Raw genomic sequence first — 16,973 nt, 5'->3', positions numbered from 1 at the left:
GGAAACATATGAAGTCATAGTTCAAATCTCAAGACCCCCTTAGGGTAAAGCTTGAGTCAACGTGCAAGGTGGTGGCCGTGAACCAGCAGCAGCACATGAACGGCGGCGCCCGGAAGGCCGTCTTCGCCCCGGTCGACAACCGGGCGCGGGTCGACGCCGTCGTCAGCAGGCTCGGGGACGCCATCGAACTCGGACTGCTCGCCGACGGTGAGCAGCTCCCGGGCGAGAGCGAGCTCGCCGGGCAGCTCGGGGTGTCCACGGTGACCCTGCGGGAGGCGCTGATGGCGCTGCGCCAGCAGGGCCTCGTCACCACCCGCCGGGGGCGCGGCGGCGGCAGCTTCGTGTCGCTTCCCGAGGTCCCGGGCGAGGAGCGGCTGAAGGTCCGGCTGCGCGGCTGGAGCACCGAGGAACTGCGCGACCTCGGCGACCACTGGGCGGCCCTGTCCGGCACCGCCGCCCGGCTCGCCGCACAGCGCACCGAGCCCGAGGACCTGGTCCAACTCCGGCGTACGGCCGACGAGTTGACGCACGCCGAGAACGCGGCGGCACGCGGCCGGGTCTACGGCCGCTTCCACGTCGAGCTCGCCGCCGCCGCGCAGTCGGCCCGACTCACCCGTGAACAGGTCGCGTTGCAGACCGAGGTGGGCGCGCTGCTGTGTCTCGTGCTCGGGAACGACGAATATCGTGAAGAAGCCGCAGCCCGTCACCGCTCCGTAATCTCGGCCGTGCAAGATGGGGCCCACGATTCGGCCAGGGAGCTGGCCGAGCGGTGCGTGCAGGAATCGACGGCGCGGCTCATCGCCGAGCGGCTGGTCCTGTAACCGTCACCGCGTCCGCTCCCCGTCTGCTGGAGGGCACGCATGAGCCTCGCGACGGCAACACCGGCCACGGCACCCGAGCAGTCCGTCGCGGCCGGGGTCCGCTCGGCCCTGGAGTCCGTGTTCGACGCCGTGGCGGCCACCCGCGCCGACACGACGGCGCTGCTCGCCAAGGTGGCCGCACAGGGCCGCCGCCCGGCGACCGTCGACCTCGCCGCGCTCCGCCCCGGGCTCCATCTCCGGCTCGCCCGGCACGAGTTGGTGTCCGGCGTCGGCTTCGTCGCCGCACCGGGACTGCTGAGCGACGTACCCGCATGGCTGGAGTGGTGGCAGACCACGTCCGACGGAGGCATCCGCCCGCTGCTGCTCGACCTCGACCCCGAGCACTCGGCGTACGCCGACTACACGCACTGGGACTGGTTCGCGCTGCCTCGCGACACCGGGGAGCGGGCGGTCGCCGGGCCGTACGTCGACTACCTCTGCTCGGACGAGTACAGCCTCACCCTGTCCGCACCGGTCCTGACGGAGGGCCGGTTCGCCGGGGTGGCCGCGGCGGACGTGTATCTACGGCACTTCGAGGCGGCCGTGATGCCGATGCTGCACCGGCTGCCGGGACCGGCCCGGCTGGTGAACGCCCGTGGCCGGGTGGCCGCTTCGACCGATCCCCGGCATCTGGTCGGCTCCCTCAGCAAGGGGCCGGACTTCGCCGAGGCGCTCGCGGCGGGCCGGGCCGGGTCCGCGCAGGGGGCGCGGCTGGTGCCGTGCGACGGGGTGCCGTTGGTGTTGGTGGTCGCGGAGCGGTGACCGAAGTCAGCGGCGCGGGCGCCGATTTGGGGCCGGGTCGCACCGAACTCGCACGCCCGCGTGCCGAGTTGGGGCGATCCGCACGGTTCCCGCGCTCACTCGGCCGCGGGGACCACCCTCAGATGTCCGGCGCCGCGGCCGGCCCTGCGGACCCTGGGCGGTGGCACGCGGCGGGCCTCGCGCAGGACCAGCGTCAGGCGCGTATAGCCCATGTTCTCAAGGGTCTTGGGGGTCTCGCGGACGATGCGGCAGTCGGTGGCGCCCCAGCGCGGGTCGGGGTGCAGCAGCGGACGGACCGCGCCGTCGTGCTCCACGGCCTCCTCGCCGACCGCGCGGACCCAGTGCGGCAGGCCCTGCCGGTAGGCGGCCTCCATGATCGGGTCCTGGGCTATGTCACGGCGGATCGCCTGCAGGCCGTGGTCGTGTCCGTGGCTCTCCACGGCGGCGGCGAAGTGGGCCAGCATCGGCAGGCACCAACTCGACTCGTGCGCACCGAGAACGGAGCTCGCGTCGGGGTGGAAGAGCACGAAGCGCAGGAAGTTGTCACCGGGCATCGCCGTCGGATGCGGGCCGACCGCCCGGAAAAGTGACTTGAACGCGCCGTTGGTCAACACCACGTCCCAGCGGTGGTCGATGACGACGGAGGGGAAAGTGACGGCCTCCAACAGCGCGGCGTAGTCCAGCAGATACGCCTGGGCCTCGGGACTCTCGGGGACGGGCCGCGGCGCGGACCGCTGCCCACCTGCCTGATATGCCATCGGGAGGTCACCCCTCTTGCCTATGCGGCCTTCTCGCGGCGCCTTGATCCTGGTGCCCCGACGCGAGCCGTGTCAACTATCGTGGCATTTCATGCTTGTTGACGGCTGAAATTGGCCACAGTTGTGGCGAGACCTGGATGCGAGTTCGAACCAACCGCTACTCTCCGGGATGTTCACGGCCACCGTTTGTGAGAAGCCTGTGAGAGACGTATAGGAGATCTGTCGGTGTCGGATGGCTTCGAGGTACCGGGCACGACGGCGACCGCCCTGCTGCCCGTCGTCGTCGACCGCGTCACCGCGCTCGCCGAACGGCTCGACGTGCCCCAGGCCGAGGTCGTCCACATCGGCCGGCTGTCCGTGGCCTGCGGTGTCCCGGAGCCCGTGGTCAGAGCCCTGCTGAGCGGCCGTCCCGCGGGCGAGCCGGATGTGCAGGCCCGGTTCCTGCAACGCCTGGACCTGTTGCGCCGTACGAGACTGAAGCCCAACGGGCGCAAGTACACCCAGCAGGAGATCGCCGACGGCGCGGGCATGTCCCGTCAGCAGGCGGGCGCGCTCATCAACGGCGACCGGCGTCCCACCATGGAGCACTGCGACGCCCTCCAGCGCTTCTTCCGCGTGCACGCCGGATTCCTCACGGCCGAGGACCCCGAAGCCCTCGCGGGCGCCCTCCAGCGCACCGAGCAGGAGTTGCTGCAGAAGCTCGCCGACCGCGAGCGGGCTGCGGCTGAGGCCGCGGAGGACCCGCTGGAGCGGCTGCTCCAGGACCACGGAGTGCGCGGAATCGCCTGGCGGGCCGCGCAGTTGCCCACCGACCAGCACCGCGACAAGGTCGCCGAGTGGCTGGACATGCTCCTGGAGAGCGTGAAGCGGCCCGAGTCGTGATCCGGGGGCGAACGGTGGGCGTCGGACGGCAGATGCGCCGCCTGTGCGGCGAGTTGGTGGCGGAGCTGAGCCTCGGCGCACCCGCACGCCCCCACGACCTGTATGCCGCCCTGTGCGACGCGATGAGCCGCCGCCGGGGCCGCCCGGTCCAGTTCCGTACGGCCGCCTTCCCGGCCTGCACCGCGAGCGGGCTGTGGCTCGACATGGCCGACCAGGATCTCGTCGTGATCGAGGAACGCACCGCGCCCGACCACCAGTTGGTGATCCTGGGCCACGAGCTGTGGCACATGAAGGCCGGCCACTGCGGTCCGCAGGTGGAGGGCACCGCGGTGGCCGCCCGGCTGCTCGGCGAGACCGTCGACGAGGCGGCGCTGCGTGCGACCGTCCTCAAGGTGGCCGCCCGCAGCCGGTTCGAGCGCGCCGACGAGCGGGAGGCGGAGAGCTTCGGTCTGCTGCTTGCCAGCAAGTGCCGTACGTGGCTGGCCGGTTCGTCCCTGCGGGAGCCCGCGCAGCACGACCATCTGGCGGGACGGATCGAGGCGGCGCTGGGGTATCCGGGGCCGCGCAGCTAGGAGTTGACGGTCCGTCATACGGCCCGCCCCGCCTAGGTCGCGCTGCGTTCGCTCGCCTCCCGCAGGTCCCGTTCCCTCGCTCCGCCCTGGGCCGTGACGCCGGGCCGGCCCTCGCACAGGAGGTCGCGCCAGTGCTCGCGGCTCCAGTGCGCGGGGGTGGTGGTGCCGGTGAACTCCTCGACCAGGGTGAGGAACCGTGCCGGGTCGGTGTGGAACGGGAAGTGCCCCGCGCCCTCGAAGATCTCCAGCCGGCTGCCGGGCATGGCCTCGTGGGCGCCGTAGGCGTGCCGGACCGGCACCACGCTGTCCCGGTCGCCCCACAGCAGCATGGTCGGCATGCCCTCGGTGAGATAGCAGCGGTCGAGCATGGTCACCACCTGGCCGCGCCAGTCGACGACCGCGCGCAGGGTGCGGATGAAGGCGTTGCGGGCGGTCTCGTCGGGCAACGCGTCGACGAGGGTGAGGAGTTCGGGGGCGTCCCGGCCGAGATCGGTGTCGAGGAGCTTCAACAGCCCGACCGTGAGGCCGACTTGGAGACGCATGCCGGGCAACCGGAGCGCGGACAGGGCGAGATGGGACCCCGGGAGCGAGACGAGCCGTAGCACCGGATTGACCTCGCGGCCCACGCCGCCCGCGCTGACCAGGACGAGGCGTTCGGTGCGCTCGGGGAACTGGTAGGCGAACTGCATCGCCACTCCCCCGCCCAGCGAGTGCCCCAGCAGGGTCGCGGACTCGATGCCGAGGGTGGTGAGCAGATCGCGGACGCCGTTGGCGTAGGCGGCGACCGAGTAGTCCGCGCGGGGTTTGTCGGAGGCGCCGTGGCCGAGGAGGTCGGGGGCGATCACGGTGTGGGTGCGGGCGAGGTCGGGGATCAGGTCGGTCCAGGTGGCGGAGGAGTCGCCGATGCCGTGGATGAGGACCAGCGCCGGGCCCTGGCCGGCCATGCGGAAGGCACGGCGGTATCCGTGCACGACGCGGTACTGCAGGGCGAGTTCTCCGGCGCCCACCGAGCGCAGCCGTGCAGCGCGCGCCGGGCGCCGTGCCGGGACGTCCTCCACGCACTCGCCTCCCGTTCACCTGGCCGCCCACGAGCGGCCGAAAGCCCTTCCCTCCAGCGTAGGGCCGCTGTCCCCCGGGGGATTTCGGGGACGTTTCGCCTCCGCTAAGCGGGCGAACCGGCGCCCGGCGCAACGGCATTGTCAGTGGCACCCGGCAAGCTGGAGTCGTGCCACCGCCGTGCGGGGGCGCACGACGCCGACCAGGGGAGAGCCGTCCTATGCAGACCGCAGTGATGACCGACCGCGAGCGCGCCGCCGTTCAGGCCTATCTACGGCTGCTGCACACCGTCCGAGCAGCCTTCGACGGCCCACCGGGCGATCCTCGCCCCGTGCTCGTCCCACCCTCGGTACTGGCCGAGGCGGACCAGGCGTTGACGGACGCCGGGCTCGCGGGCAACGAGGAGGCGTTCTTCGAGTTGCTGCAGAGCTGGGGTCCGGAGGGGTGAGCGGGGTGTCAGGGGCCGGGCCGGTGCGGGCGGTTCACGGGTGCGGGACCGTGACCGCCGTGGCGACCAGTCCGCGCCCGACGGTCCAGCGGCCCTCGAAGACCGCGAGACGTTCGCCGTCGACCACCGGGCCGGGGACGAGGAGACGGGCGCGGAGGCCGCCGCGGGTCTCCTCGCCCGGGTCCGTGAAGACCTCGATGTCGGCCTCCGCGAAGTCGAGCCACTTGCCGGTGAGGGGGAACCACGCCTTGTAGACGGACTCCTTGGCGCTGAACAGGAGCCGGTCCCAGTGGACGCCGGGCCGCTCCACCGCCAGGTGTGCCAGGCGGTCCTGTTCGGCGGGCAGGGCGACGGAGGTGAGGACGCCGTCGGGGAGCGGGGCGTGGGGTTCGGCGTCGATGCCGAGCGAGGCGAGGTCGCCTGCGCGGGCCAGTGCGGCGGCGCAGTAGCCGTCGCAGTGGGTCATGCTGCCGATGATGCCGGCGGGCCAGGCCGGCGCGCCGTGGGCGCCGGGCAGGATCGGCTGCGGGGGCACGCCGAGCTTCTCCATCGCGCGCCGGGCACACGCCCGCACGGCGGTGAACTCGCGGCGGCGCTTGGGCACCGCGCGGGCCACGCGGGCCTCTTCCTCGGGATAGAGCGGGGCGTCCTGGAGCCCCTCGTCACCGTGTGTCTCCACGGTCACCACGGAGTCCGGCAGCAGTTCCTCGATCACCGGTTGCGACCTCCATCGGCAGAATGCGGCGCAGTCGGCCCGGGGGTTCGGAGCGCTTCTGCCACTCGCGGGGGTATCCCACAGACACCTCTTCGAAGCGGACCCCCTCGTGATGGGTGGTCCGCGGGATGTGGAGATGGCCGTAGACCATGGTGTCCACGCGGAATCTGCGGTGCCAGTCGGCGGTCAGGGTGGTGCCGCACCACATGGCGAACTCGGGGTACCACAGGACCTCGGTGGGGTGCCGGTCCAGGGGGTAGTGGTTGATCAGGACGGTGGGGAGGGTGTCGGGGATCTCGGTGAGCCGGCGTTCGGTCTCGGCGACCCGGGCCCGGCACCAGGCCTCGCGGCTGGGGTAGGGGTCGGGGTGCAGCAGGAACTCGTCGCTGCAGACGACGCCGGTGCCGTGCGCGTACGTCAGTCCCTCGGCCTTGGTGGCGCAGCCTGCCGGGAGGAACGAGTAGTCGTAGAGCAGGAAGAGGGGTGCCACGACGACCGGGCCGCCGGGGCCCTCCCACACGGGGTACGGGTCCTCGGGTGTGACCACGCCCAGCTCGCGGCAGAGGGCGACGAGGTGCTCGTAGCGGGCGACGCCGCGCAGGGTGACGGGGTCCTTGGGGTGGGTCCACAGTTCGTGGTTTCCGGGGGACCAGAGGACCTTGCGGAAGCGGCCGGCGAGGAGTTCGAGGACCCAGCGGATGTCGGACACGGTCTCGGCGATGTCACCGGCCACGATCAGCCAGTCGTCGTCCGTGACGGGCCGCATGTTCTCGACCAGGGCGCGGTTCTCGGCGTACCCGATGTGCAGGTCGCTGATGGCCAGCAGCTGTCCGGCACCACCGGCCGTCGACTCCACCCTCGCCCCCTCCGCGCGCCCGAATGAGCCCACGAGATCACATCCCGCCGTTCCGCGACAAGACGGCGGGCGGCACGAGGGCCGTCGGCCGGGCGGGCCGCGGGAAACCCGAGCGCTCGGGTGCCACCGCGAGGGAAGTTCACGTGCCGGGTGGGCACCATCGGGAAATCCGTAACACGGGCGTTGCACGCGGCACCCTTTGAAAGCCGTATGATCGCCCCAACACCACCGCCACGAACGCCTCTTCGCCGAGGGCGGTTTGGTGTACCTCCAACTACCTTGGCCGGGCACGGCCTTGCTCCGCCGTGCCCGCGAAACCGAAAGGACGGCCCTGCATGGTCTCTCGCGTACGCGTCTGGCTCAACCGCACGTACGCGGAGAACGTGTTCTTCATGGATCAGCTGCGGAGAAATCCCAGCGACCGGGCCGTCGAGATCCATGCCACGCACGGCGACGCCGACTCCCCCGTACTGGCCGCCGCCGACACCGCCGACCTGGAGCCCGAGGGCCTGTCCCCGGCCGCGTACGTCGAGTTCGCGCTCGACCAGTGCGCCCGCCGCGGCATCGACGTGTTCGTGCCCCGGCTGCACCAGTCGGAGATCGTGGCGCACCGCGCGGACTTCGAGGCGGTGGGCACGGCGCTGCTGGCGCCGACCCCCGAGGCCGTCGCCGTCTTCCACGACAAGGTGATCGCGTACGAGGCCGTCCAGGCGATCGGCGTGCCCGTACCGCCGTGGTGGCGGGTCCGCACCGCGCCCGAACTCGTCGCCGCCGTCGAGGAGTTGGAGGCCGCCGGGCACAAGGCGTGCTTCAAGCCGGCGTCCGGCGCGGGCGGGGTGGGCTTCCGCGTGATCACGCGCACCCCCTTCTCCCTCATGCACCTCAACGGCTTCCCGAGCCCCTACGTCCCGCTCGACACGGTCGTCGAGGCGCTGGAGCGGGCCGACGAGCAGGTCGACTGGCTGGTCATGCCGCGCCTGGAGGAGCCGGAGGTGTCGGTGGACTGCCTGACCGGTCCCGACAACCTCGTCCGGCTCGCCGTGGGCCGCACGAAGAACGGCCGCCGTCGCGGCTTCACCCTGCACGAGCAGTGGCTGGAGCCGGCCCGCCGGATCGCCGAGGGCTTCGGGCTGCACTACCTGTCCAACATCCAGTTCCGCATGTTCGGCGACCAGCCCGTGCTGATGGACGTCAACACCCGTCCCGCGGGCGGCCTGCACCAGCTGTCGCTGTGCGGGGTCAACGCCCCTTGGGCGGCAGTGCAGTTGGCGCTCGGCGAGGACCCGGGCACGATGGAGCCGCCGTTCCTGGGCGCGGACTACGCAGTCGTCTCGGGCCCCCGTCAGCTGCGTCCGGTGTCGCTCCCGCACCAGCGCGCGGAGGAGTCGGAGCCGCTGCTCCCGGCGACGCCCGCACCGGCGCAGGACGAGCTGGAGACGGCGACGGAGCCCTCCGAGACGGGCAGCCGGGCAGCCGCTCGCGCCTGACTCCCGGTCCCACCACACAACTTCATACCGGTATGGACCAATCATGACGTCGCATCTTGACAGCGCGATTGGTCCATACCAACTTGGTTGCGCACCCTCTTGCACTCCCGAACACCCCCATTCCTTCAGGGAGATCGCGTGCGCAACAGACTCAGACGTTCCAGACACCGGCTCCTCGCCCTGCTCGGGACCGCCGCCCTGGCCATGGCCGGGGCGATCGCGTTGCCCGGTACGGCTCAGGCGGCCAACGTCCTGACCAACCCCGGCTTCGAGTCGGGCAGTCTCTCCCCCTGGTCCTGCACCGGAAACCTCGGTTCGGTCGTCTCCTCGCCCGTGCACGGCGGCTCCAAGGCCCTTGCGGGCGCGGTGAGTTCGAGCGACACCGCACAGTGCTCCCAGACGGTCGCCGTGCAGCCGAGCACGACGTACTCGCTCAGCGGCTGGGTGCGCGGCAGTTATGTCTACCTCGGTGTCAACGGCGGTTCCTCGACGTGGACTTCGTCCCCGTCGGCGTACAGCCAGCTGACGACGTCCTTCACCACCACCGCCTCGCAGACCAGCGCCACCATCTACGTCCACGGCTGGTACGCGCAGGGCACCTACTACGCGGACGACATCAGCCTCGACGGTCCGGGCGGTGGCGGCGGTGGCGACACCCAGGCCCCGACCGCGCCGACCGGCCTGACGTCCACCGGCAAGACGTCCTCCAGCGTGTCGCTGTCGTGGGGCGCCTCGACGGACAACGTGGGCGTGACGGGGTACGACATCTACAGCGGTTCGAACCAGGTCCTCAGCGTCTCCGGCACGAGCGGGACGGTCACCGGGCTCGCGGCCAGCACCGCCTACACGTTCACCGTGAAGGCGCGCGACGCGGCCGGGAACAGTTCGGCGGCCTCCAACGCGGTGAGCGTCACGACGAGTGCCGGCACCGGTGGCGGCACCGGGTTCACCCAGGCCGCGCCGTATCTCTACGAGGGCTGGGGCGATCCGCCGGCCCCGAGCACGGTGATGAGCGCGACCGGCATCAAGTGGTTCACGATGGCGTTCGTGCTCGACTCCGGCGGCTGCAACCCCGCCTGGGACGGCAGCCGGGCCCTGACCGGTGGCGTCGACCAGACCGCCATCAACCAGATCCGCGCGGCCGGCGGTGACATCGTGCCGTCCTTCGGCGGCTGGCAGGGCAGCAAGCTCGGCGCCAACTGCTCCTCCGCGAGCGCGCTCGCCGGCGCGCTGCAGAAGGTGATCAGCGCCTACGGCCTCAAGGCCATCGACATGGACATCGAGAACACGGACGAGTTCGAGAACGAGGCCGTCCAGGCGAAGATCCTGACCGCGCTGAAGACCGTCAAGGCCAACAACCCGGGCCTCAGGACGATCGTCACCTTCGGCACCTCGACCACCGGCCCGACGTACTACGGCAACCGGCTCATCGAGCAGGCGCAGTCGCTCAACGCCGGCATCGACGTCTTCACCATCATGCCGTTCGACTTCGGCGGCGGCTCCGACATGTACGGCAACACGGTCGCCGCGGCCGAGGGCCTGAAGACCAAGCTGAAGTCCACGTTCGGCTGGGACGACGCGACGGCCTACTCGCACATCGGCATCTCGGGCATGAACGGTCTCTCGGACCAGTCGGAGACCACAACTCCCGCCATCTGGACGCAGATTCGGGATTGGTCCAACTCGCACCACATCGCGCGGCTCGCCTTCTGGTCGGTCAACCGTGACCGCGGGTGCGCCGGCGGCGGAGTGGTGAGCAACTGCTCCGGCATCAGCCAGAACACCTGGCAGTTCACCTCGATCACGGCCGGTTTCACCGGCTGACAACCCCCCACCCCTGGCGGCCGGTCCCCCGTGTGGGCCGGCCGCCTCGGTGCGTCGAAGGCCGCTTCGGCGCGCGCTCCGGCAGTCGTCCGGGCCGGTCAGAAACGTCCCGAGCCCCGGTACAGCTCCAACTCCCCGTCCAGCTCCACGGCGAGGACCGTGGCCAGCGGGTCGAGGTCGGCCAACGGCGGCGCATCGATCCACAACTGCCCTACGGCCTCGTGCAGTCCGCCGATGACGCGGTGGGCGAGCTCGGTGCCGGTGCCGAGCACGGTGACCCTGCGGACCGGAGTGACCAGACCGCGGACGCCGATCTCGGCGCGCGGGATGTCGTACAGGGTGAGATAGAGGGTGCGCCGGTCGGCGGAGAGGGTGCTCGGCCCGTAGTGGTGTCCGGCCGGGAGCCCGCGCACGGTGCCGTAGACGGCGTCGGCGTGCTTGCGGATCCACTCCCCCAGGCCTTCGAGGCGCTCGACCTGCGGTTGCGGGATGGTGCCGTCCTCCATCGGGCCGACGTCGAGGAGGAGGTTGCCGCCCCCGCCGATCGTCTCCGTGAAGTAACGCACCAGCTGGCTCAGCGACTTGTGGTTGTCGTCGTGGTGCTGGTAGCCCCACGAGTCGTTGATGGTGAGGCACAACTCCCAGGGCCCGTCCGGGGGTTCGACGGGTGCGCCCTGTTCCGGTGTGGCGTAGTCGCCCTCGCTGAGCATGCGGGCGTTGAAGACGACGTCCGGTGAGTACGAGCGGATGAGCGCGGCGAGTTCCTTGATGCGCCACTGCTCCTCGCTGCGGTCCCACTCGCCGTCGAACCACATCAGGTCGGGCCGGTAGCGAGAGGCCAACTCCCGTATCTGGCCGTCCCGGTAGGCGATGAACCGCTCCCAGGCTACGAGGTCCTCGTCCTCGGCCGAGCACTCGGAGTAGCGGTTGTCCTCCTGCTCCGGCGGGCGGCCCGGCTTGCGGGTGGTGGCGTAGTCGGGGTGGTTCCAGTCGGAGTGCGAGTAGTAGAGGCCGACCTTGAGGCCCTGCTCGCGGAGCGCGTCGGCGTAGCCGGCTATGTAGTCCTTGCCGAGGTTGAGATCGCCGAACTCCGTGTCCCACAGGGCGACTCCGTCGTGGTGACGGCTCGTCAGGACGGCGTACTTGGCGCCGGCGCGGGCGAACAGGTCGGCCCAGGGACGCGGTTCGTACTTCGCGCCGGTGAAACGGTCGAGCTGGGACATGTACCGGTCGTGCGGCACGATGTCGTCGTAGAACGACCAGGACTCCTGGACTCCGTCGACGGCGTAGATCCCCCAGTGGACGAAGATCCCCAACTTGGCGTCGGTGAACCACGGTTGCACGGTCACGGCTGAACTCCCTTTACGTACAGGGTGAGTTGGGAGACGAAGAGGGGCGGGCCCGGCGGCACCGATGCCGGGCCCGCCCCTCTCCCGGGTTCTACTGGCCCGCGCCCGCCCGCTGCAGACGGAGCGTCAGGATCTGGAAGGGCCGCAGGGACACGGCCACCGAGTCGCCGTCGACGGAGACCTCGTCCGCCAGCGGGCGTTCCAGCAGATCGGTGATCTGCGCGCCCGCGAGGGGGAAGCCCGTGCGCAGTGCGCCCTGGGCGCGGCCGCCGCTCGACTCGTAGAGGCGGACCACGACGTCGCCGGACTCGTCGTCGGCGAGCTTGAGCGCCTCGACGGTGATGCCCTCGCCGTCGACGGAGACGACCGGCTCCGGGGCGCCGTCCGAATCGGCCACGCGCAGCGGGAGGTTGAGGGCGTAGCCCTCGGCGACCGCGTCCTCGATGCTCGCGCCGGGCAGCAGCGAGTAGGTGATGCGGTGCTTGCCCTGGTCGGCGCCCGGGTCGGGGATGCGCGGGGCGCGCACCAGGCTCAGCCGGACCGTGGTCGTCGTACCGCCGTCCTCGCGGACCGTGCGGGAGACGTCGTGGCCGTACGTCGAGTCGTTGATGACGGCGACGCCGTAGCCGGGCTCGGCGAGGTGCACCCAGCGGTGGCCGGAGACCTCGAAACGGGCCGCCTCCCAGCTGGTGTTGGTGTGCGTGGGCCGCTGGATGTGGCCGAACTGGATCTCGGCGGAGGAGTGGGCGGCCCGGATGTCCACGGGGAAGCCGGCCTTGAGGAACTTCTCGGCCTCGTGCCAGTCGATGTCGGTCTCGAAGTCGATGCGGGGGCTGCCCGCGCGGACGGTGATCGTCTGGACGATCTTCGAGCCCTTGCCGAAGGACCGTTCCACGCGGATCGCGCCGAGCAGCGGGTCCTCGTCGACGACGGTGATGGAGTCGGCGTCGAGGAGGTCGGTGAAGCGGTTCTTGTAGTGCTTGTCGACGTCCCAGGCGTCCCAGTAGTTCGGGAGGTCGGTGTGCAGACGCAGCAAGTTGCCCTGGTCGGCGAGGACTTCACGGCCGCCGTGGCGCAGGTCGCGCACGGAGGCGAGGGTGCCGTCGTCGGCGAGTTCGACGCGGACGACGCCGTTGTCGAGGACGCGGTCGGTGACGGTCACGGCCTGCGGGACGTACTCGGCGGCCAGTGGGGCGCTGCCGTTCGCGGGGACCGTCGCGTACATCGGGACGCCGGTGGCCGTGCGGATGACCTCGGCGCGGTCGAAGGGGCTGGTGTTGAAGACACGGGTTCCGCCGCCGCCCAGCGCGGCCACGGCGGCTGCCGTCAGCTCCTCCAACTCCGTTGCCACGCGGGCGTATTCGGCCTCGGCCTCGCGGTGCACCCAGGCGATCGAGGAGCCCGGCAGGATGTCGTGGAACTGGTGCAGCAGGACCGTCTTCCACAGCCGGTCGAGCTTCTCGTACGGATAGGCGTAGCCCGGTGCGTGCAGCGCGGCCGTGGTCGCCCACAACTCGGCCTCGCGGAGCTTGTGTTCGCTGCGCCGGTTGCCCTGCTTGGTGCGGGCCTGGGAGGTGTAGGTGGCGCGGTGGAGTTCGAGGTAGAGCTCGCCCACCCAGACGGGGGCGTCCGGGTACTCGGCGCGGGCCTTGGCGAAGAACTCGTCGGGGTGCTCGACGACGACCTTCGGCGAGCCCTCCAAGTCGGCGAGCCTGCGCGCCCGTTCCATGATCTCGCGGGTGGGGCCGCCACCGCCGTCGCCCCAGCCGAAGGGGGCCAGAGAGCGGGTGGCGTTGCCCTTCTCCTGGTAGTTGCGGACCGCGCGGGACATCTCCTCGCCGCTGAAGCGGGCGTTGTAGGTGTCGACCGGCGGGAAGTGCGTGAAGATGCGGGTGCCGTCGATGCCCTCCCACCAGAAGGTGTGGTGGGGGAACGTGTTGGTCTGGTTCCAGGAGATCTTCTGGGTGAGGAACCACTCGTTGCCGGCGAGCTTGGCGAGCTGCGGGTAGGCCGCGTTGTAGCCGAAGGAGTCGGGGAGCCAGACGCCCTTGGTCTCGACGCCGAAGTGCTCGATGAAGAACCGCTTGCCGTGGATCAGTTGGCGGGCGATGGCCTCGCCGCCGGGCAGGTTGCCGTCGGACTCGACCCACATGCCGCCGACCGGCGCCCACTGGCCGCGCTTGACGGACTCCTGGATCCGGGCCCACACCTGTGGGTAGTTGTCGCGGACCCACTCGTACTGCTGGGCCTGCGAGCAGGCGAAGATGAAGTCCTCGTACTCGTCGGCGAGCGAGGTCACGTTCGAGAAGGTGCGGGACGTCTTGCGCTTGGTCTCGCGGATCGGCCACAGCCACGCGGAGTCGATGTGCGCGTGCCCGACCCCGGAGACGATGTGCGCGCTGGCGTTGGCGGGCTTGGACAGCACCGGCTTCAGCGCGGCCCGTACGTCGGCGGCCGTACCGGCGACGTCGTCGAGGTCGAGCAGGTCCAGGGCACGGTCCAGGGCGTGCATGATCTCGTGGCGGCGGGGGTCGTGCTCGCCCAGTTCCAGCATCAGCTCGCGCAGCACCTGGACGTCGAGGTCGAGGTGGAAGACCTCCTCGTCGAGAACGGCGAGGTCGGCGCGGCGGAATGTATACAGTGGACGGTCGCCTGCCGTCAGTACATCACCGAGGGGTGTCGGCTCCGAGAAGTTGTTGGCGAGGATGTCGGGGTTGGAGGCCGCCTCGACCAGGTAGTCGATCACCTCGCCGCCCGTCGCCGGGTTGGCGATCGCCACGTACTGGTTGAGCGGGTTGACCGCCTTCAGCGGCGTCCCGTCCGCGAGGTGGACCAGGGCCTCGGCCTGGTTGCCGGGCCAGTCGCCCGTGAAGCCGAGGTCGATGACGGCCTCGACGCGCTTCCCGGCCCACTCCTCCGGCACCTGCCCGTGCATACGGAACCACGTGGTGCCCCAGGGCGGACCCCACGGGGTGTCCATCGCGAACGGCGCGTACGGCGCCGACGCGGCCTCCTCGAAGGGGACCGGCTCACCAGGGGCCTGCCAGGCCTCGACCGTGAAGGGCGCGGTGGCCGCGTAGATCGCGGGCTTGATGCGCTGGTTGTGGGCGCGCTCGACGCGCTCCTCGATCCGGCGGCGTTCGTCGTGCATGGGAAGTCTCCAGGGAACCAGGGAGCTGCTGAGAACTAGGGAGCCGTCGAGAACCCGACGAGTCGCTGAGAACTCGACGAGCTGCCGAGAGCTCGGGGAAAGCGCTTACTGAACGGATGCCTACTTAAGGTACGCCAGACCCGGGTGGACCTCGGTATAGCCCTCCACCAGCCGTCGGGCGACGTTCACCGAGTCGACCAGCGGGTGCAGCGCGAAGGCCTTGACCGCCGTCGTACGGGAGCCGTTCTCGGCCGCCGCGAGGACCTCGCGCTCGACGCCCTTGACCGCGCAGACCAGGCCGGTGGCGTGGTCGGGCAGCGGGTCGACGGCGACGGGGTGGGCGCCGTTGGCGTCGACGAGGCACGGGACCTCGATGACGGCGTCCGTGTCGAGGACGGACAGGGCGCCCTGGTTGCGGACGTTGAGGATGAGGGTGGTGCGTTCGTCGCGGGCGATGGCCCGCATCAGGGCGAGGGCGACCTTCTCGTAGCCGCCGGAGAGGTCGTCGGCGTCGCGTTCGCCGGCGCCGGCGGTCTCCCGGTTCTCCGCCATGTAGGTCGCCTCGCGCTCGGCGCGGGTGCGGTCCCAGGCGGTGAGCGCGGCGGTGCCGGGGCGCTTCATCTCGTCGTAGAACCGGGCCTGTTGGTCGCGGAGGAACGCGCCGCGGGTCTTCTCGACCTCGCTGTAGGCGCGGACGGTCTCGCGGTTGAAGTAGTAGTAGTGCAGGTACTCGTTCGGGATCGCGCCGAGCGACTGCAGCCAGTCGGTGCCGAAGAGCTTGCCCTCCTCGAAGGAGCCGAGCAGGTCCGGGTCGGCGAGCAGGCGCGGGAGTTCGTCGCGGCCGGCGACGCGCAGGCCGCGGACCCAGCCGAGGTGGTTGAGGCCGACGTAGTCGATGAAGGCCTCGCGCGGGTTGGCGCCGAGCACCGTGGCGATACGGCGGCCGAGGCCGACCGGGGAGTCGCAGATGCCGATGACGCGGTCGCCGAGGTGGCGGGACATGGCCTCGGTGACCAGGCCGGCCGGGTTGGTGAAGTTGATGACCCAGGCGTCGGGAGCGAGGCGGGCCACGCGCTGGGCGATGTCGACGGCGACCGGGACGGTTCGTAGACCATAGGCAATACCGCCGGCGCCGACCGTCTCCTGGCCGAGGACGCCTTGGGCGAGGGCCACCCGCTCGTCGTTGGCTCGGCCTTCCAGGCCGCCGACGCGGATGGCGGAGAAGATGAAGTCGGCGCCGCGCAGTGCCTCGTCGAGGTCGGTGGTGGCGGTGACCGTGGGGGCGTCGGGCACGGTGGCGGCCTGTTCGGCCAGTACACGGGCGACCGCATACAGTCGACTGTCGTCGAGATCGTGCAGGACCACCTCGGTGACCCGGCCCTCGCCGCGGTCCGTGAGGAGTGCCCCGTACACGAGCGGCACCCGGAACCCGCCGCCGCCCAGAATCGTCAGCTTCACGCTTGCACCTTTCCTGCCACGACGACCTCGACGCCCGCTTCCTCCAGGGAGGAACGGGTCACCGGGTCGGCCGGGGCGTTCGTCACCACCGCGTCCAGGTCCTCGGGACCGCACACCTTCGCCATTCCCGTACCCGGGAACTTCTGCGCGTCCGCGAGCAGCACGACCTTGTCGGCGGCCTTGATCATGGCCCGTTTGACCGGCACCTCGACGACCGTCGTGTCCATCACCTGGCCGCCGGGCCGCACTCCGCTGGTGCCCAGGAAGAGCCAGTCGGCATGCAGTTGGCGCAGGTTGTCCTCGGTGAGGAAGCCCACCAGGGAGCGGTACTCGCGCCGGACCATGCCGCCGAGCAGCACCAGTTCGATGCCCTCGTCGTCGGCCAGCTCCTCGTAGACCACGAGATTGCTGGTGATCACGGTGAGCCGGCGGCCGTGCAGCTGGCGGGCCAGCCGGTAGGCGGTGGTGCCGATGTCGAGGAGGACCGACTGGCCGTCCGCGACCATCGCGGCGGCGCGCGCGGCTATCGCGTCCTTCTCGGCCACCCGCACCTCGGCGACCTCGGCGAAGGGCTGGTCGCCCTCGTCGGCCACGGCACCGCCGTGGACGCGCGTGAGCAGTCCGTCCTCCTCCAGTTTGAGCAGATCACGCCTGATCGTGGCGGGGCTCACACCCAGTTGCTCGGAGAGATCGGTCACGGCCGCGGGGCCCCCGGAGCGCAGGGCCCGCAGGATGAGTTGATGTCGTCGTTCTGCCAGCACGCCGCGAACACTACTCGTCATCTTCAATCATTTC

The 16,973-nt window shown here is 70.8% G+C and carries 15 protein-coding genes; 7 read left to right on the top strand and 8 right to left on the bottom strand.

All coding sequences use genetic code 11. The annotated features are described in order from the left end of the window. Positions 1-95: 95 nt before the first annotated feature. Both ACIBK4_RS29055 and ACIBK4_RS29050 read left to right on the top strand, forming a co-directional pair. The gene (locus ACIBK4_RS29055; RefSeq protein WP_398999234.1) at positions 96-821 is read left to right on the top strand and encodes a FadR/GntR family transcriptional regulator; all 726 of its coding nucleotides are present in this window, start codon (positions 96-98) and stop codon (positions 819-821) included. Between the two features lie 39 nt (positions 822-860). Then, positions 861-1,622, top strand: a complete 762-nt coding sequence (locus ACIBK4_RS29050; RefSeq protein WP_398999130.1) for a cache domain-containing protein — start codon at positions 861-863, stop codon at positions 1,620-1,622. Positions 1,623-1,717: 95 nt separating this feature from the next. Here the strand turns inward: ACIBK4_RS29050 and ACIBK4_RS29045 are convergent, their stop codons facing one another. Beyond that, a complete protein-coding gene (locus ACIBK4_RS29045; RefSeq protein WP_366429953.1) occupies positions 1,718-2,380 on the bottom strand; it encodes a hypothetical protein in 663 nt (220 codons plus the stop codon). Positions 2,381-2,605: 225 nt separating this feature from the next. Between ACIBK4_RS29045 and ACIBK4_RS29040 the strand changes: the two genes are divergently transcribed. Then, entirely contained in the window at positions 2,606-3,262 is a 657-nt protein-coding gene (locus ACIBK4_RS29040; RefSeq protein ID WP_398999128.1) for a helix-turn-helix domain-containing protein, read from the top strand. A gap of 32 nt (positions 3,263-3,294) precedes the next feature. Further along, positions 3,295-3,834: a toxin-antitoxin system, toxin component gene (locus tag ACIBK4_RS29035; RefSeq protein WP_398999232.1), complete on the top strand. Its 540-nt coding sequence runs from the start codon at positions 3,295-3,297 to the stop codon at positions 3,832-3,834. Positions 3,835-3,866: 32 nt separating this feature from the next. Here ACIBK4_RS29035 and ACIBK4_RS29030 read toward each other — a convergent pair whose 3' ends face one another. Then, positions 3,867-4,892, bottom strand: coding sequence for an alpha/beta fold hydrolase (locus tag ACIBK4_RS29030; RefSeq protein WP_398999126.1), 1,026 nt, complete (start codon positions 4,890-4,892; stop codon positions 3,867-3,869). 218 nt (positions 4,893-5,110) lie between these two features. Between ACIBK4_RS29030 and ACIBK4_RS29025 the strand changes: the two genes are divergently transcribed. After that, positions 5,111-5,338 (top strand): hypothetical protein, encoded by a 228-nt coding sequence (locus ACIBK4_RS29025; protein ID WP_398999124.1) that lies wholly within the window; start codon positions 5,111-5,113, stop codon positions 5,336-5,338. Between the two features lie 34 nt (positions 5,339-5,372). Here the strand turns inward: ACIBK4_RS29025 and ACIBK4_RS29020 are convergent, their stop codons facing one another. After that, positions 5,373-6,053, bottom strand: a complete 681-nt coding sequence (locus tag ACIBK4_RS29020; RefSeq protein ID WP_398999122.1) for a 4'-phosphopantetheinyl transferase — start codon at positions 6,051-6,053, stop codon at positions 5,373-5,375. Next, positions 6,001-6,909, bottom strand: coding sequence for a metallophosphoesterase family protein (locus ACIBK4_RS29015; protein ID WP_398999120.1), 909 nt, complete (start codon positions 6,907-6,909; stop codon positions 6,001-6,003). Before ACIBK4_RS29015 ends, ACIBK4_RS29020 begins: the two co-directional genes overlap by 53 nt. A gap of 335 nt (positions 6,910-7,244) precedes the next feature. Here ACIBK4_RS29015 and ACIBK4_RS29010 point away from each other — a divergent pair, with 335 nt between their 5' ends. Then, a complete protein-coding gene (locus tag ACIBK4_RS29010; RefSeq protein WP_033281632.1) occupies positions 7,245-8,396 on the top strand; it encodes an ATP-grasp domain-containing protein in 1,152 nt (383 codons plus the stop codon). Between the two features lie 138 nt (positions 8,397-8,534). Further along, entirely contained in the window at positions 8,535-10,220 is a 1,686-nt protein-coding gene (locus ACIBK4_RS29005) for a carbohydrate binding domain-containing protein (RefSeq protein ID WP_398999117.1), read from the top strand. 98 nt (positions 10,221-10,318) lie between these two features. Here ACIBK4_RS29005 and ACIBK4_RS29000 read toward each other — a convergent pair whose 3' ends face one another. The 4 genes from ACIBK4_RS29000 to ACIBK4_RS28985 all read right to left on the bottom strand — a co-directional run bounded on the left by ACIBK4_RS29000 (position 10,319) and on the right by ACIBK4_RS28985 (position 16,939). After that, positions 10,319-11,569 carry an alpha-L-fucosidase gene (locus ACIBK4_RS29000; RefSeq protein WP_398999115.1) on the bottom strand — a complete coding sequence of 417 codons (1,251 nt, stop codon included), beginning with the start codon at positions 11,567-11,569 and terminating at the stop codon, positions 10,319-10,321. A gap of 91 nt (positions 11,570-11,660) precedes the next feature. After that, positions 11,661-14,720 carry an alpha-mannosidase gene (locus ACIBK4_RS28995; RefSeq protein ID WP_398999113.1) on the bottom strand — a complete coding sequence of 1,020 codons (3,060 nt, stop codon included), beginning with the start codon at positions 14,718-14,720 and terminating at the stop codon, positions 11,661-11,663. A 120-nt stretch (positions 14,721-14,840) separates the two neighbouring features. Beyond that, complete coding sequence (locus ACIBK4_RS28990; RefSeq protein ID WP_398999111.1) at positions 14,841-16,178, bottom strand: 6-phospho-beta-glucosidase; 1,338 nt, start codon at positions 16,176-16,178, stop codon at positions 14,841-14,843. Further along, on the bottom strand, positions 16,175-16,939 hold the full coding sequence (locus tag ACIBK4_RS28985; protein WP_366429942.1) for a DeoR/GlpR family DNA-binding transcription regulator: 765 nt from the start codon (positions 16,937-16,939) through the stop codon (positions 16,175-16,177). The genes ACIBK4_RS28990 and ACIBK4_RS28985 overlap by 4 nt, the downstream gene beginning before the upstream one ends. Between the last annotated feature and the right edge of the window lie 34 nt (positions 16,940-16,973).

Origin of the sequence: Streptomyces sp. NPDC050528, from assembly GCF_044457795.1 — a bacterium.
Lineage (GTDB): Bacteria > Actinomycetota > Actinomycetes > Streptomycetales > Streptomycetaceae > Streptomyces.
The sequence above is the reverse complement of the archived record's forward strand: the minus strand, read 5'-3'. Positions and strand labels throughout refer to the sequence as shown.

What these genes read in the sequence shown, in the direction of transcription:
- ACIBK4_RS29055 (WP_398999234.1), top strand. Translation starts at nt 96, where the DNA reads ATGAACGGCGGCGCCCGGAAGGCCGTCTTCGCCCCGGTCGACAACCGG.
- ACIBK4_RS29050 (WP_398999130.1), top strand. Translation starts at nt 861, where the DNA reads ATGAGCCTCGCGACGGCAACACCGGCCACGGCACCCGAGCAGTCCGTC.
- ACIBK4_RS29045 (WP_366429953.1), bottom strand. Translation starts at nt 2,380, where the DNA reads ATGGCATATCAGGCAGGTGGGCAGCGGTCCGCGCCGCGGCCCGTCCCC.
- ACIBK4_RS29035 (WP_398999232.1), top strand. Translation starts at nt 3,295, where the DNA reads ATGCGCCGCCTGTGCGGCGAGTTGGTGGCGGAGCTGAGCCTCGGCGCA.
- ACIBK4_RS29025 (WP_398999124.1), top strand. Translation starts at nt 5,111, where the DNA reads ATGCAGACCGCAGTGATGACCGACCGCGAGCGCGCCGCCGTTCAGGCC.
- ACIBK4_RS29010 (WP_033281632.1), top strand. Translation starts at nt 7,245, where the DNA reads ATGGTCTCTCGCGTACGCGTCTGGCTCAACCGCACGTACGCGGAGAAC.
- ACIBK4_RS28995 (WP_398999113.1), bottom strand. Translation starts at nt 14,720, where the DNA reads ATGCACGACGAACGCCGCCGGATCGAGGAGCGCGTCGAGCGCGCCCAC.